Raw genomic sequence first — 11,883 nt, forward strand, 5'->3', positions numbered from 1 at the left:
TCCATCCGCATCACCCCATCTTCCCAGGATTGAAAATTCTCGCCGGATCGAATTTTTCCTTCACGCGCGCCGACAGCAGCGAGATCGCTTCCGGTTGCGGCTGAAAAGACGGCGTTGACCCCCGGGCGGCCGGTGTTGCGCGCAGCAGCGTGGCATGGCCGCCGCCCGGAGCGTGGATAAAGCGACGGACAAGATCGCCTTCGGGCTCTGCTTCCATGCGCATCCAAACGAGGCCACCCTGCCAATCGTAATAGGCATCGACGCCGGCTTCGAGGCGCAGTGCCGCAACGAGCTGGTGTCCAAGACTTGGCGCGACGGAAACGCGCCAGACAGGGCGCATCGTCCCGTCTGCGTAAGGCTTGACATCGCGGATCTCGCGCCACAGGCGGTGACTTTCAGCCTCGGCCAGCCGCGTCACCGGGCCAAGGCGGCGCATGGCGGAGGCCAGCTTCTCTGCCCTTACCGAGACAGACCCGGCCAGACCTTCGATGCGCAGGACTGTCGCCTCTCCTTGCGGCAGTTTGCCATCCAGGAACGTCCAGGCGACGGTCAGCGGCAGATGCGCCGCGCCGGACACATCGAGCGGCAGCGCCATGACGGCCGCCATGGCATTTGCCGCCTCGGCATCGTTGAGGCCAGAAACGATGATCGTCTCCTCCGTCTTCGGTCGCGGCGGCACGCGGAAGGTAACCTCGGTCAGAAATCCGAGCGTGCCGTGCGAACCAGCCATCAGCTTGACCAAATCGAGGCCCGTGACGTTCTTCATCACCCGCCCGCCGGCCTTGACGATCTCGCCCTTGCCATTGACGAAGCGGACGCCGAGCAGGCTGTCGCGTGCGGCTCCGCTTACGAAACGCCGCGACCCGGAGACATTTGCGGCAAAGACGCCGCCAATGGTCGGCTCACCCCCGGTGTCCATCAACGGTCGATGATCCATCGGTTCGAAGGCCATCATCTGGCCGCTTTGCACCAGCGCCGCCTCGATGTCGGCAACCGGCGTTCCGGCTCGTGCTGACATCACCATCTCACCCGGATTATAGGCGACGATGCCGGTAAGCTCACGCGAACATAACGCCGCCTCCGCGGCGACGGCATTGCCGAAACCGGCACGGGTATTGCCGCCGACAACGGCTAGCGCCGCCCCACGCGCCGCATGGTCGCGGATGATGGCTGCCGCCTCATTTTCCGTCTTCGGTAGAAATTCTCTCATCCTGCGTTACGACCATCCAGCGGGAAGACTTTGGAGGGGTTCAGGATCCAGGCCGGATCGAAGGCAGCGCGCACCGACATCATCTGAGCAAGATCGACCTCCGAATACTGGTGCCGCATCAGGTCGCGCTTCTCGATGCCGACGCCATGCTCACCCGTCAAGCAGCCGCCGGCATCGACGCAGAGCCGGAGAATGTCGTTGCCTGCCGCTTCCGCCTTGGCGGCATCTTCGGGATCATTGGCGTTGAACAAGATCAGCGGGTGCATGTTGCCATCGCCGGCATGAAAGACATTGGCGACGCGCAGGCCATAACCGTCGACGATTTCAGAGGTCTTTTTCAGGACGTAAGAGAGCTGGCTGAGCGGCACCGTGCCGTCCATGCAGATATAGTCGGCGATGCGACCGGTGGCCCCGAATGCGGATTTGCGCCCTTTCCAGATCAGCGCCGCCTCGGTCGCCGACTGGCACTCGCGTACAGTCTTCACGCTGTGGGTGCGGGCGATCTCGACAATGCTTTTCAGCATGTCGTCCATCTCCGCTTCCGAACCCTCGACCTCGATGATCAGCAGCGCCCCGACATCCAGGGGATAGCCGGCGTGGGCGAAAGCCTCGCAGATTTCGATCGCCGGCTTGTCCATGAACTCGATGGCGACCGGGATGATGCCGGCGGCGATGACATCCGCGACACAAGCGCCTGCCTGCTCCGAGGTGTCGAAGCCAAACAGGACTGGCCGCGCGCCTTCCGGCTTGGCGATCAACCGCACCGTTGCTTCGGTGACGATGCCGAGCTGGCCCTCCGAGCCGCAGACAAGCCCAAGCAAGTCGTAACCCGCCGCATCCAGCGCCTTGCCGCCAAGGTCGATCACCGTGCCGTCGGTCAGCACCAGTTTGACGCCGAGCAGATTGTTGGTGGTGACGCCGTATTTCAGGCAGTGCGCACCGCCGGAATTCATCCCGACATTGCCGCCGATGGTGCAGGCGAGCTGGGAGCTCGGGTCGGGTGCATAGAAGAAACCATCCGCGGAGACGCTTTCGGAAATATGCAGATTGGTGACGCCGGCCTGCACCGTCGCCGTACGGTTGGCGAGATCGATGTCGAGAATGCGATTCATCTTGGAAAGGCCCAGCACGACGGCATCTTCCTGCGGAATAGCGCCGCCGGAGAGCGATGTGCCGGCGCCACGCGGCACGATAGGAATACCGTAGCGATGACAATATTTCATCACGGCAGCTACTTCGGCCGTTGAACGCGGCAGGGCGACGGCGAGCGGCATGCGGCGATAGGAAATGAAAGCGTCCGTTTCGAAGGGCATGAGCTCGCGCGGCTCATGGACCAGACATTCCGGAGGCAGGAGATCAGCAAGGTCCGCGACGATCTCGCGGCGGCGGGCAAGGACATCGGCGCGCGGTGCCAGAAATGAAATGGCCTCGGCCATAGTGTTTTCCTCCTGCACCCAAATATGGGCTCGCCCTCTTTTTAACGCCATATCACGCTTACCACTTTCCCGTAATTGGCGTAAATGATAAGCATTTATGCCAAAAGAGGAATAAATTAAGCGTCATGACCAATCTAGGGGATCTCGAGATTTTCGCCAGCGTCGTCACGACCGGCAGCATGTCGCTTGCCGGCCGCGCTCTTGGCTTTTCGCCGGCAGTTATTTCCAAGCGAATCAAACGGTTGGAGGATCGGCTCGGCACAAGGCTTTTACAACGCACGACACGGCAGATTTCGCTGACAGAGGCAGGTCAGGGCTTCTATGACCGGGTGCTCGCCATCCTCGCCGGACTGGAGGAAGCAGAGGCCTATATCGCCGGTCGTTCGGCACAGATGCAGGGTACGTTGAAGATTTCAGCCCCCACTTCGTTCGGCCGGCTGCATATCGCCCCACATCTGAAGGCTTTCATGCACGCGCATCCGGACCTGGCAATCAATCTGGTGCTGACCGACGAGTTCGTCGATATCGTCGGCGGCGGCTACGATCTCGCAATCCGCATTGCCGAGCTTACCGATTCCAGCCTTGTGGCCCGGCGCCTGGCGCTGGTGCGCCGCGTGCTCTGCGCCTCGCCCGCCTATATTGCCGCCCATGGCATGCCGGAGGACATCGATGATTTGCGCCGCCACACCTGTCTGCCGCCGCACAATAACGATCCCTGGCGTCTGGATGGACCAAAGGGCGCGCTGATCTTTCGGCCGGAAGGCAGGCTGATCACCAATTCCAGCGAGGTGGTTCGCGAAGCCGTCATTGCCGGCCTCGGTATTGCGCTACGCTCCACCTGGGATATCGGCCCCGAACTCAAGGACGGCCGGCTGGTGCAGGTGTTGCCGGCCTATGAAGGCTCCCACAGCGTCACGCTCTCGGCGGTCTATCCCAGCCGTCAGTTCCTGCCGGCAAAGGTGCGCGTCTTTATCGATTTCCTGGCGGAACTTTATGGGCCGGTCCCCTATTGGGAGCGATAGACGACCACTAATCACCTTAAGGATTGGAGAGTGTCATCATGCCTGCTTTTGAAACCATCCGCTCCGATCTTTCCGCAACCTCGAATACGCGCTTCACCATCATCCTCGGCGATATCACCGCGCTCGCCGTCGATGCCATCGTCAATGCGGCAAACAGCAGCCTCTTGGGTGGCGGCGGTGTGGATGGCGCGATCCATCGTGCTGCCGGACCGGAACTGTTGGCAGAATGTCGGACATTGAACGGCTGCAAGACCGGACAGGCCAAGATCACCAGGGGATATCGCCTGCCGGCAAAGCATGTGATCCATACGGTCGGCCCCGTCTGGAATGGCGGCGGGCGGGGCGAAGACGATTTGCTCGCAAGCTGCTATCGAAGCAGCCTCGGCCTTGCCATGGATCATAGTCTCAAGACCATCGCCTTTCCGGCCATTTCCACTGGCGTCTACCGTTTCCCCGCCGAACCCGCCGCGACGATCGCGACACGTACCGGTGTCGCCGGGAGCATCGGCGGCGATTTCGATGAGATCATCTTCTGCTGTTTTGGCGACGAAATGGCCGCACTCTATGACAGGCTGCTGCCGTACGCGCTCGCAAATGCTTAGTCAGTTTACCAAGCGTTCGATGACAAGATCCAGCAGTGCCCGCAGCCGTGCCAACCGTTTGAGATCGCGGTGATAGCCGACCCAGGTATCGCGACCGGGTGGGGCTTCGCCAATATCCACCCGCTCGATGCCGGCGACCGTGTCGCCGAGAGGGCGAGGCAGGACGGCGAGACCGGCACCGCGGGCGCAAAGCGTTGCCTGCACTTCCCTGTTATTGCTGCGCATCGCCACGTCGGCCTTTGGAAGCGCGCGCTTCAGCCAGGCGACATCGGGCATACCGCCGAAGGCCTCGTCCATGGTTACCAGCCTCGCGCCGGCACCGTCGCCCAGGTTCGGATGCTCGGAACCGTCCGCGGCGTAAAGACCGTATTCGATGTGAATGAGCTTGCGCGAGATGACATCCGGCTCGGTAAAGGGCGCGATGCGGAAGACGAGATCGGCCTCGCGGCGGGAGAGATTGAGCAGACGCGAATCGGTGACCAGCTCGACCAGCACCTTCGGATGCTGCAATGAGAACTCGGCAAGCACCGGCGAAAGCATATGCGCGCCGAACCAGTCCGAAGACGAGAGCCGAAGCGCTCCCTCCAACTGCCGCTCCTGCCCCACGAGTGCGCGCCGCAGCGCCAAAGCCTCTTCCTCCATGCGCTCGGCATGGACTAAGATGGCTGTCCCCTCGTCCGTCAGCACGAAGCCATCGGGCGTGCGCTGAAACAACATCTGCCCGAGTGTCGCTTCGAAGGCTTTCAGGCGACGGCCCATGGTCGGCTGTGTCAGCCCAAGCCTGCGCGCAGCACCTCCCAGCGTTCCTTCGCGGACAATGGCGAGAAAGATTTCGACATCGCTCCAGTTCATGCCGCTCTCCGAACGCCAAACGAAAATGCATGGATATCGTACAAATTCGTAGGTTTCCATTCTTTCTTGAAGATCCCATCTTCGTAGCAGCGAAACTCAAGGAGGCAACAATGCCCTCTCCTTCCACCATGAAAGCCCTTTATATCGACAGCCCGAATGCGCCGTTTCGGCTGGCAGAAATTCCCAGGCCAAAACCCGGCCCCGGCCAGGTGCTCGTTCGTATCGCTGCCAGCGGGGTCAATCCGCTCGATACGAAAATCCGTGCGGGTGCGGCCGCCCATGCGCGGCACCCCTTCCCCGCCGTTCTCGGTATCGATCTTGCCGGCACAGTCGAGGAAATCGGCGATGATGTTTCCGATTTTCATCCGGGCGACGAAGTCTACGGCATGACCGGCGGCGTCGGTGGCAATCAGGGGTCGCTAGCGGAATATGCGGCGGTCGATGCTCGTTTGCTGGCGCTAAAGCCGAACAACCTCTCCATGCGCGAAGCGGCGGCACTGCCGCTAGCAACCATCACCGCCTGGGAAGGATTGGTCGACCGCGCTCGTCTGCAGGCGGGTCAGAAAGTGCTGGTGCTTGGCGGTGCAGGCGGCGTCGGCCATGTCGCCGTGCAGATCGCCAAAGCCTTCGGCGCGGATGCCTATGCCGTCGATGGCGGCGCGAAGGCCGATTACATCCGCAGCATTGGGGCGACGCCGATCGACTATCGCGCTCAGACCGTCGAGGACTACTTGGCAGCCCATACCAATGGCCAAGGCTTCGATCTCGTCTACGACACCATCGGCGGCGCAAACCTCGACGCCGCCTTTCAAGCCGTGCGCCGTTTCGGCCATGTGGTCAGCGCCCTCGGTTGGGGAACGCATGCATTGGCGCCGCTGTCCTTCAAGGCCGCCAGCTACTCCGGCGTCTTCACGCTGCTGCCGCTGCTGACCGGAGAAGGCCGGCAGCATCACGGCGAGATCATGCGTGAAGCAACGAAACTGGTCGAGGCCGGTAAGCTCGTACCGAGGCTTGATCCCCATCGTTTCACGCTCGCCGATGTCGATAAGGCGCATGCCCTGATCGAGAATCGCCAGGCTCAGGGGAAAATAGTTGTAGATGTTAATGGTTGATACCGGCGGCGCGGCGAATTCGGTTCCATCTCGCCCTAGGCGGGCGAGAAAGCAATTTCACTGGTTTAGGAATTGCGACATAGAGAGCTCCACATATTCGCGAGTCTGGCGCAATTTCTAAGCGATTGAAATTGCGAGAGCGGGGGTCCGCGACTTGCTCATTTGACGGCGAGATCCTGTGCGTCCCTGCCTACCCCCGCCCTTGCGAAATCTAGCACTTAGCCTATCGGCTAAATGCTGATTTCGCTTTCCCGCCCGCCGAGGGCGGGATAGCCTCTGCGCTTATCGCGCCAGGTCGAGATAGGCCGACGCTACTATGGCGTCGATATCCGCCGGCACGGGAATGACGCAGGCTTCTTTGCCGAGACCACCCTTTGCCACGCGCTCCAGGCAGCGGGCTTGCAGCGCGAAGCCGAGATCCATGGATTCGACGGTATTACCGAGGGGGCGCGGGCCGGCGAGATTGGCCATGTGGCCAGCGCCGAGAATGTGGAAAGAGCGCCCGTCCTGCATGCGGATGGTCTCGATATGCTCGGCCTCGTAGCGATCGACGCCAACGACATCCGGACTACTGTGGAAGCCCTCGACATCGATCTCGTGTGGGAAGTGACCGCCATTCATCAGGATCGCGCCATCCTTGATCAGCGGCAGGTCAGCCGCGGTGATGATAGCGGGATAGCCGGTGACGGTAATCAGGATATCGGCGGAGCGGATCGCCTCGGCGCGCAGGGGTGTGACGAAGCCATCCAGATGCGCTTCAAGCGTTGTCACCGGATTGATATCGACGACGCTGACGGTGGAAAAGGCGTTGCGGAAACAGGCGGCCGTGCCCTTGCCGCAGGCGCCGTAGCCGAAGATGGTGACGCGTTTGCCGTTGGTCGAGCGGTTGGTGAATCGCAGATAGCTCTCGAACAGGCTCTGGCCGACGGCATGCTTGTTTTCGGCGAATTGCTTGATCGGACTGTCGTTGATGACGAGGATTGGCATGGCCAGTTTGTCGCGCATCGGCAGTAGCCGGGTGCGGCCGGACGTCGTCTCCTCGGTGCCGCCCAACAGGTTCGCATAGGGTCGCTCGGCGGCGCGGGCGAAGAGATCTCCGCCGTTGTCGAGCAGCAGATCCGGCTTTTCCGCCAGGATGGCGTCGAGGCTGGTACCGTGCTCGGCGGCATCCGTGGTCTGAGTGGCGAAAACGGTGATGCCCTGGGCCTGCAGATAGTCGACGGTTTCCGGCTGGGTGCTGTTGAGATTGCCGGTGCAGACGAGGTGCGCTCCGCCGGCCCGCAGTGTCATCAGCAAGGCCACGGTTTTGGGCTCGAGATGAATGCCGGTTCCGATCGTCAAGCCGGCGAAGGGTCGGGTCTGGCTGAATTCCGCTGCCGTGGCCGCAAGCAGCCGGCAGCTCCGGGCAACCCAATCGATGCGGGAAGGAGAGGAAGGCTGGTGCATTGATGAGCTCCTGGCAGAGGTTTGTCGTTGCCTCGATCTCCCACGGGAAATGGCGGGCTGTCTATGGACATTGGAATGAGCGATAGAGCAGAAAAAGTGACGTATGCACGAGGCTTATCTCGCCCCTAGTGGGAGAGGCCCAGCGCCCGCTCCGACCAGCCACTCCGTCAGCCTGACAAAAGCCGCGTCTTTGGCATCGCCGCCGCGGATGCTGAGGCTGTATCCGGCAGGCCTTCGGATGAAGCCATAGGGCGCCACGAGCGCGCCGCGATCGATGTCTTCGCCGATGGCCGTGCGAGGTGCGATGGCAATGCCGATGCCGGAGCGGGCGGCGCCGATCGCCAAGAGCAGATCTTCGAATTCGCGATTGCGGGCGAAACGGATGGGCGCATGGCCACTCTCGGCAAACCAATCATCCCAGAGGCGGGGCGTGGAACGGCTTGTCAGGGCGACGGCCCCCGCAAGCGCGTCGACGCCGGCGGAAAGGTCGAGGCGGGCGGCAAGGCCGGGCGTCGCCACCGGGCCGAATTCATCTTCCATGAAGCGAATGGCGGTGATGTCAGACGCCGGCCGATATTCGCCGCCCATGATCACGGCGTCGAGATCGGGATGTCGCGCCAGCGGTTCAACTGTTGCCATCGGAATGATGTCGACATCGACCTCCGGAAGTGCAGCCTGCAGTTCGCCGACGCGCGGCATCAGCCACCAGACGGCAAAAGCCGAGGGCACGCCGAGGCGGAGCGTCCGGCGCGCACCGGCTACAACCTCAGCCGAAGCTCGCGCCAAGATGCCGAAGGCGATACCGACGGAATCGGCAAAGGCCCTTCCCTTCTCCGTCAGAACCAGGCGGCGGCCGTCGCGCTGGAACAAAGCAATACCGAAAAAGGTTTCCAACACAGCGAGTTGCTGGCGTATAGCACCACGCACCACACCGAGTTCGTCGGCTGCTTTCAATATGCTACCACAACGAGCAACGGCATCGAAAGCGCGCAACGCGTTCATCGGCGGAAGACGTTGCGGCGGAGAGCGTTCGGACATAACGGAGATTTAGCTTATTTGCCGGTATGATAGGAAGAGCTAAGCAGCGATTACACCATCTGCGGCATGGGGATAGCATTCAATGTCGCTTTCAGCACAGTCGCTGGCGAATATCGGAGGCCGACTCATCCTATTTTTATCTATTTAGGCCTCAACAAAAGTGTGGGGAAATACCATATAAAGCCATATGGAATGCACAATTTTTCCATGTAATGCTAATATGTGACTGATTCTAAACTCTAACTCCTAAAGGTGCCTCCACAATTGGCCATTCTCGCCCGTATCGCAAATGATGTGCAGCTCATGTTTCGGCGCCCGCCGCGACAGCAATATGCTGCGCTCTGTTACCGGGTGAAGAAGAAGACGGGCGAGTTGGAAGTGCTGCTGCTGACCAGTCGCGACACTGGTCGTTGGGTCATTCCCAAGGGCTGGCCGATGCCGGGTAAGCTGTCGCATGAAGTGGCGGCACGCGAAGCCTTTGAGGAGGCCGGCGTGCGCGGTACGGTGGAAACCGAGCCGCTGGGCGCATTCAACTATCCCAAGGTTCTGAAGGACGGCATCCAGGTGCCCTGCCGGGTTCAGGTCTATGCGCTTGATGTCAGCGATCTCGCCAAGAATTTCAAGGAAAAGGGCGAGCGTTCGATCGAGTGGTTCTCCTGCGCCGAAGCGGTGAAGCGCGTCCGCGAACCGGAACTGCGCGACCTCATCCTCGCCTTCGAGCAGCGGATTACGGAAAACCCGCTGTAGCAGTGGCCGAGTAAGCCGCAACATAGTCCCAACAAATTACGCCGGTATAATTGCCAAACATTGCGTGGGCTGCCAGGCGGCGTAAGCCCATACATTTCGACTCAGAGAATGGCATGTTCGACGACCGACCGGGGACACCGACAAAACGCACACTGGACAAGGATCTCGACAAGGTCACCTATGTCGAGGATGCGGCGTACCATGTCACGAAACGGTTGATCGCTCCCAGCATTGGCCTGATCTTCCTTGGCCTTGCCATGAGTTTTGCCGGGATCCATGTGCTGAACCAGCCAGGTGCAACGCTAGTCATCGCTGCCGTGGCGCTTGCCGGCTATATGGCCATGAATATCGGCGCGAAGGACGTTGCCAACAATGTCGGCGCCGCCGTGGGGGCGCGGGCCATTACCATGACGCAGGCTCTGGTCATGGCGGCGATCTTCGAAATCCTGGGCGCCACGATCGCGGGCGGACCGGTCATCAAGACCATCTCCTCGCACATCATCGATACCGACCGCATCTTCACCAGCGGCAAGATCGCCTGGCTGATGATGGCCGCACTTTTGGCCGCGGCACTCTGGATCAATTTCGCTACTTGGCTGAAGGCGCCGGTTTCGACCACGCATGCCATCGTCGGCGCCGTCGTCGGCGCTGGCGCTGCCGCCGTCGGGCCTCAGATGGTCAATTGGAGCGTGATGGCGGTCATCTCCGCCGGCTGGGTAGTTACGCCGCTCCTTGGCGGTGCGATCGCCGCCGGTATTCTGTTTTTTATCGAGACTTTCATCGTCTATCGCGACGACAAGATCGCGGCCGCCAGATATTGGATTCCCATCCTGATCGGCCTGATGGCCGGCGCCTTCACCGCTTATCTCGTCGTGCAACTCGCGCCTCACGACACGGTCGCAGGCTTTTCGACCATGGCGATCGGCATCGGTGTCGGCTTGGCAACGTGGTGCGGTGCGAGACCGCTGGTTGCAGCGCAATCCGTCGGCTACGAAAACAAGAATAGCTCGCTGCGCAAGCTTTTCCGCCTGCCCCTGATCTGTTCGGCGGCGCTGATGTCCTTTGCGCATGGTGCCAACGATGTCTCCAACGCTGTCGGCCCGCTGGCCGCGATCGTGCGCAGCCTCGGCCCCGGCGGCAGTCTCGACGTCATCGCAGGCGCGGCCGGATCCGCCGCACCCTATTGGGTCGTGCTGATCGGCGGCTGCGGCATCTCTGTCGGCGTGCTCCTTTACGGTCCGCGCCTGATCCGCCTCGTCGGCGAGCAGATCACCAAGCTTAACCCGATGCGGGCCTATTGCGTGGCGCTGTCGGCGGCTCTCACCGTCATCGTCGCCTCCTGGTTCGGCCTGCCCGTCAGCTCCACCCATATCGCCATCGGCGCGGTCTTCGGCGTCGGCTTCTTTCGTGAATGGTCCACCACCCACTCGAAGCGCCGCTTGGCCTATATGCGGCGGAAGGCCGACGCCTCGGGAATCGCCTGGGGCGAGGTGGAAGAAGCCCGCGAGCATAATCCGGACGAAATCCATCGCCGACGTCTCGTGCGCCGTTCGCATTTCATGACCATCATCGCTGCCTGGTCCATCACCGTTCCGGTATCGGCCATGCTTGCAGCCGCGGTATATTGGGCTATGGTCGCGCTCTTCATTTAAGGGATTACCCATGCGCGCCAATTTCCGCATGCAGCGGCTGTTCGTGGTTTCGGATATCAGGGCAAATGCTGGCATCGAAGCTGATCGCGATCAATTCAACTATCTCGCCAATGTGCTGCGCATGGAGGACGACGCCGAGCTGTTGATCTTCAATGGCCGTGACGGCGAATGGAAGGCCCGCGTCTCCTTTCCCTCGCGCAAGCATATCCTGCTGACGCCAATCGAGGAGACGCGGCCGCAACCCGCCCCTTCCGACCTGCACTATCTCTTTGCACCGCTGAAAGTCGGGCGGCTCGATTATCTCGTGCAGAAGGCGGTGGAGATGGGCGCCGGTCTGCTGCAGCCAGTGATGACGCAGCACGTACAGGGGAAGATCACCAATCTCGACAAGCTCAAGGCCAATGTCATCGAGGCAGCCGAGCAATGCGGCATACTCGGCGTTCCCGATGTGGCCGAGCCGGTAAAGCTTGCCGATCTCCTGGCGCGCTGGCCGAAGGAACGCCGCATCCTCTACTGCGACGAAGGCGATGCCGGGCAGAACCCGTTGCCGCTTCTGGCAGACGTCAAGGAGAAACATCTGGCGCTGCTGGTCGGCCCGGAGGGTGGTTTTTCGGAGGAAGAGCGCACGCTACTGCGCAGCCTTGATTTCGTCACCGCCATTCCCTTGGGCCCCCGCATCCTGCGCGCCGACACGGCAGCCGTGGCGGCCATGGCGGTCATCCAGGCGGCGATCGGGGACTGGAACTAGTTTACTCCGCCCGACAAC

Annotated in this window: 11 protein-coding genes; 6 read left to right on the top strand and 5 right to left on the bottom strand. The window is 61.5% G+C overall.

The window, feature by feature from the left end:
- Window positions 1–10: 10 nt before the first annotated feature.
- Complete coding sequence (locus PY649_RS28220; RefSeq protein WP_285872201.1) at window positions 11–1,210, bottom strand: FAD-binding protein; 1,200 nt, start codon at window positions 1,208–1,210, stop codon at window positions 11–13.
- Window positions 1,207–2,646: an FAD-binding oxidoreductase gene (locus tag PY649_RS28225; RefSeq protein ID WP_285872202.1), complete on the bottom strand. Its 1,440-nt coding sequence runs from the start codon at window positions 2,644–2,646 to the stop codon at window positions 1,207–1,209. Before PY649_RS28225 ends, PY649_RS28220 begins: the two co-directional genes overlap by 4 nt.
- Window positions 2,647–2,771: 125 nt before the next feature.
- Here PY649_RS28225 and PY649_RS28230 point away from each other — a divergent pair, with 125 nt between their 5' ends.
- Both PY649_RS28230 and PY649_RS28235 read left to right on the top strand, forming a co-directional pair.
- Window positions 2,772–3,668 (top strand): LysR family transcriptional regulator, encoded by an 897-nt coding sequence (locus PY649_RS28230; protein ID WP_285872203.1) that lies wholly within the window; start codon window positions 2,772–2,774, stop codon window positions 3,666–3,668.
- 38 nt (window positions 3,669–3,706) lie between these two features.
- Window positions 3,707–4,270 carry an O-acetyl-ADP-ribose deacetylase gene (locus PY649_RS28235; protein WP_285872204.1) on the top strand — a complete coding sequence of 188 codons (564 nt, stop codon included), beginning with the start codon at window positions 3,707–3,709 and terminating at the stop codon, window positions 4,268–4,270.
- Here the strand turns inward: PY649_RS28235 and PY649_RS28240 are convergent, their stop codons facing one another.
- The gene (locus PY649_RS28240) at window positions 4,271–5,122 is read right to left on the bottom strand and encodes a LysR family transcriptional regulator (protein ID WP_285872205.1); all 852 of its coding nucleotides are present in this window, start codon (window positions 5,120–5,122) and stop codon (window positions 4,271–4,273) included.
- A 110-nt stretch (window positions 5,123–5,232) separates the two neighbouring features.
- Here PY649_RS28240 and PY649_RS28245 point away from each other — a divergent pair, with 110 nt between their 5' ends.
- Window positions 5,233–6,234 (top strand): zinc-dependent alcohol dehydrogenase family protein, encoded by a 1,002-nt coding sequence (locus tag PY649_RS28245; protein WP_285872207.1) that lies wholly within the window; start codon window positions 5,233–5,235, stop codon window positions 6,232–6,234.
- A 282-nt stretch (window positions 6,235–6,516) separates the two neighbouring features.
- On the opposite strand, the gene PY649_RS28250 is transcribed toward PY649_RS28245, so the two are convergent.
- Both PY649_RS28250 and PY649_RS28255 read right to left on the bottom strand, forming a co-directional pair.
- Entirely contained in the window at window positions 6,517–7,680 is a 1,164-nt protein-coding gene (locus tag PY649_RS28250) for an adenosylhomocysteinase (protein ID WP_285872208.1), read from the bottom strand.
- Between the two features lie 114 nt (window positions 7,681–7,794).
- Complete coding sequence (locus PY649_RS28255) at window positions 7,795–8,718, bottom strand: LysR substrate-binding domain-containing protein (RefSeq protein ID WP_285872209.1); 924 nt, start codon at window positions 8,716–8,718, stop codon at window positions 7,795–7,797.
- Window positions 8,719–8,982: 264 nt separating this feature from the next.
- Here PY649_RS28255 and PY649_RS28260 point away from each other — a divergent pair, with 264 nt between their 5' ends.
- From PY649_RS28260 to PY649_RS28270, 3 genes are all read left to right on the top strand, one after another.
- A complete protein-coding gene (locus tag PY649_RS28260) occupies window positions 8,983–9,465 on the top strand; it encodes an NUDIX hydrolase (RefSeq protein WP_285872210.1) in 483 nt (160 codons plus the stop codon).
- 113 nt (window positions 9,466–9,578) lie between these two features.
- Complete coding sequence (locus PY649_RS28265) at window positions 9,579–11,117, top strand: inorganic phosphate transporter (RefSeq protein ID WP_285872211.1); 1,539 nt, start codon at window positions 9,579–9,581, stop codon at window positions 11,115–11,117.
- A 10-nt stretch (window positions 11,118–11,127) separates the two neighbouring features.
- On the top strand, window positions 11,128–11,865 hold the full coding sequence (locus tag PY649_RS28270) for a 16S rRNA (uracil(1498)-N(3))-methyltransferase (protein ID WP_285872212.1): 738 nt from the start codon (window positions 11,128–11,130) through the stop codon (window positions 11,863–11,865).
- The last annotated feature ends 18 nt before the right edge of the window (window positions 11,866–11,883 follow it).

It is taken from the genome of Rhizobium mayense (assembly GCF_030272705.1).
In the GTDB taxonomy this organism is placed as follows: domain Bacteria; phylum Pseudomonadota; class Alphaproteobacteria; order Rhizobiales; family Rhizobiaceae; genus Rhizobium; species Rhizobium mayense.

What these genes read in the sequence shown, in the direction of transcription:
- PY649_RS28220 (WP_285872201.1), bottom strand. Translation starts at nt 1,210, where the DNA reads ATGAGAGAATTTCTACCGAAGACGGAAAATGAGGCGGCAGCCATCATC.
- PY649_RS28225 (WP_285872202.1), bottom strand. Translation starts at nt 2,646, where the DNA reads ATGGCCGAGGCCATTTCATTTCTGGCACCGCGCGCCGATGTCCTTGCC.
- PY649_RS28230 (WP_285872203.1), top strand. Translation starts at nt 2,772, where the DNA reads ATGACCAATCTAGGGGATCTCGAGATTTTCGCCAGCGTCGTCACGACC.
- PY649_RS28235 (WP_285872204.1), top strand. Translation starts at nt 3,707, where the DNA reads ATGCCTGCTTTTGAAACCATCCGCTCCGATCTTTCCGCAACCTCGAAT.
- PY649_RS28240 (WP_285872205.1), bottom strand. Translation starts at nt 5,122, where the DNA reads ATGAACTGGAGCGATGTCGAAATCTTTCTCGCCATTGTCCGCGAAGGA.
- PY649_RS28245 (WP_285872207.1), top strand. Translation starts at nt 5,233, where the DNA reads ATGCCCTCTCCTTCCACCATGAAAGCCCTTTATATCGACAGCCCGAAT.
- PY649_RS28250 (WP_285872208.1), bottom strand. Translation starts at nt 7,680, where the DNA reads ATGCACCAGCCTTCCTCTCCTTCCCGCATCGATTGGGTTGCCCGGAGC.
- PY649_RS28255 (WP_285872209.1), bottom strand. Translation starts at nt 8,718, where the DNA reads ATGTCCGAACGCTCTCCGCCGCAACGTCTTCCGCCGATGAACGCGTTG.
- PY649_RS28265 (WP_285872211.1), top strand. Translation starts at nt 9,579, where the DNA reads ATGTTCGACGACCGACCGGGGACACCGACAAAACGCACACTGGACAAG.
- PY649_RS28270 (WP_285872212.1), top strand. Translation starts at nt 11,128, where the DNA reads ATGCGCGCCAATTTCCGCATGCAGCGGCTGTTCGTGGTTTCGGATATC.